The organism is Occallatibacter sp., assembly GCF_049802275.1.
Taxonomy (GTDB): Bacteria; Acidobacteriota; Terriglobia; order Terriglobales; family Acidobacteriaceae; genus Telmatobacter.
Map to the genome: position 1 here is coordinate 1 of NZ_JBARMD010000084.1, position 2,650 is coordinate 2,650.

The following is a 2,650-nucleotide window of genomic DNA, read 5'->3' on the forward strand; positions in this document are numbered from 1 at the left end:
GCGCCATGACCGGCATAAGCCGAGGCGCCAATATGACCATCGCTGCGAAGTTTCCCTGGGCGAATTACAAAACGGTGGCAGATTGCGGCACGGCGCAGGGCGATCTCATCGTGCAGGTTGCGCTCAAGAATCCCCATCTCGCGTGCACTGGATTCGATCTGCCTGAAGTCGCGCCCATCTTCGAAGAATATGTCGAACAGAACGGCCTCTCTTCGCGCGTGAAGTTCAAGGCCGGAAGCTTCTTTACCGATCCTCTGCCAAACGTTGACGTCATCATGATGGGGCACATCCTGCACGACTGGAACCTCGAAGAGAAGAAGATGCTGATCCGCAAGGCATACGAAGCACTGCCACCCGGCGGCGCTTACATCGTCTACGAAGCCCTTATCGACGACGACCGTTCCAAGAATGCCTTCGGCCTGCTGGCGAGCCTGAATATGCTGATCGAAACCCCCGGTGGCTTTGACTACACCGGAGCCGACTGCGCGGGCTGGATGAAAGAAGCCGGATTCCGCGAAACTCGCGTCGAACACCTCGTCGGGCCAGATTCCATGGTCGTCGGCATCAAGTAACTCTCTCCCGGCGGGATAGTTTCATTCGCCCCGCCGGAAAGTCATTTCGTCACAGTTTTGTGCCGCGCTGGCGAACTTTTCCTATGCACATCGCGTATTCCCGGTTACGGCCGCCAACCGCGAGCGGCTGCGCGCTGAAAACTCAAATACCCTCCAGAGCATAAGGAGCCGCATATGGCATTCTTCACCGATCAGCTCAAGCAGGTTTTCCGGCGGCTCGTGCGCGCGCCCCTTTTCACCACCATCACGCTGATTACACTGGCCGTCGGCATCGGCGCCAACACGGTTGTCTTCAGCGTGGTTGAGGGCGTGCTTTTAAAGCCCCTGGCGTATCCTCAGGCAGATCGGCTGGTCGGCATCTGGCACTCGGCCCCGGAGATCGGCTTTCAAGGCGACCTCAACATGGCGCCCTTCCTTTACTTCATTGATCGGGAACAGAGCACAACGCTTGACGATGTCGGCATGTACGACGGAGACTCCTTGTCTGTCACCGGCGCGGGAGAACCAGAGCATGTGACCGGAATGGATGTGACGGATGGAACTCTGCCGCTGCTGGGCGTGAAACCGGTTCTGGGACGGCTTTTCACGCGCCGTGATGACTCGGCAAGCGCGCCCAAGACCATCATTCTTTCTTATAACTACTGGCAAAAGAAATTCGGCGGTAGCAATTCCGTCGTGGGCCGGACACTCAATGTTGATGGCACTTCCCGCGAGATCATTGGCGTGCTGCCACGAAATTTCCAGTTCCTCGACAATTACAACGCCGCACTGTTTTTGCCCATGCAGTTGGACCGCAGCAAAGTGAAGCTCGGCAACTTCAGCTTTCGCGGGCTAGCCCGCCTCAAACCCGGCGTGACATTGACGCAGGCCAACACGGATATGAATCGCCTGCTGCCGATTGCGGTTCACAGTTTCCCGGCGCCCGACGGATTCAGCACAGCCATCTTTGAAAAGGTCAAGATCAGCGCCAATCTCCACACTCTCAAAAAGGATGTCGTGGGCGACGTAGGAAATGTGCTTTGGGTTCTGATGGGATCGATTGTGGTGGTGCTGCTGGTTGCATGCGCCAACGTCGCCAATCTGCTGCTGGTGCGGGTTGAAGGGCGCCGTCAGGAATTGGCGATCCGCTCTGCTCTTGGCGCGGGGCGTTCCAACATCACCATGGGGCTCCTGATCGAAAGCGCCGTTCTCGGGGCTACCGGCGGCATCATCGGATTGGCACTGGCCTTTGCGGCGCTGCGCGTTCTGGTAGCATCCGCTCCTACCGGTCTGCCGCGACTGCACGACATCGGCATCAATTTTCCCGTGCTGCTTTTCGCTGCCGGGACTGCATTGTTCGTCAGCCTCGTAATTGGCATGATTCCCGTGATCAAGTACTCCGGGGTGCAGATCAATACCGGTCTGCGCGAAGGCGGCCGTGCCCTGAGCCAGAGCCGCGAACGGCATCGGGCGCGCAAGGCGCTGGTCGTCGTGCAGGTTGCGCTCGCACTGGTCCTGCTGATTTGCTCCGGACTGATGATCCGTACGTTTCAGGCGCTGGCAAACGTCTCTCCTGGATTCGCCGATCCGGGAACCTTGCAGAAGTTCCGCATCTACATTCCAGAATCGACGGTGCCTGAGAAACAGAACGAAAATGTCGTTCATATCGAGCAGGCGATTGCCGATAAACTCGCTGCGATTCCCAACGTTTCCTCCGTGGCTTTTTCCTCGCACATCCCAATGGACGGAAACAGTTCGAACGATGTGCTCTTCGCGCAAGACCGCACATACCGCGATAACGAGATACCGCCAATTCGGCGCTTCGTCAACATTTCTCCCGGATTCTTCTCTACGATGGGCACTCCGCTGATCGCGGGGAGAGATCTGACGTGGGCTGAGACCTACCAGAAACGGCCGGTTGCCCTCGTGTCGGAAAACCTGGCCCGCGAATACTGGGGCGAACCCGCCAATGCGCTGGGCAAGCGCATTCGTGTCGGAAACACCGACGACTGGCGCGAGATCATCGGCGTCGCAAAGAATGTCTATTACGACGGAGTCAGCCAGAAGGCGCCGACAACCGTGTATTGGCCCGTCTATAT

At 58.0% G+C, this 2,650-nt stretch carries 2 protein-coding genes; both read left to right on the forward strand.

The window, feature by feature from the left end:
• On the forward strand, positions 1-572 hold a 572-nt coding region (locus tag WA354_RS02840; protein WP_472811496.1), incomplete at its 5' end, for a methyltransferase.
• 174 nt (positions 573-746) lie between these two features.
• Positions 747-2,650: ABC transporter permease (locus tag WA354_RS02845; protein ID WP_472811497.1), on the forward strand; the 1,904-nt coding region annotated here is incomplete at its 3' end.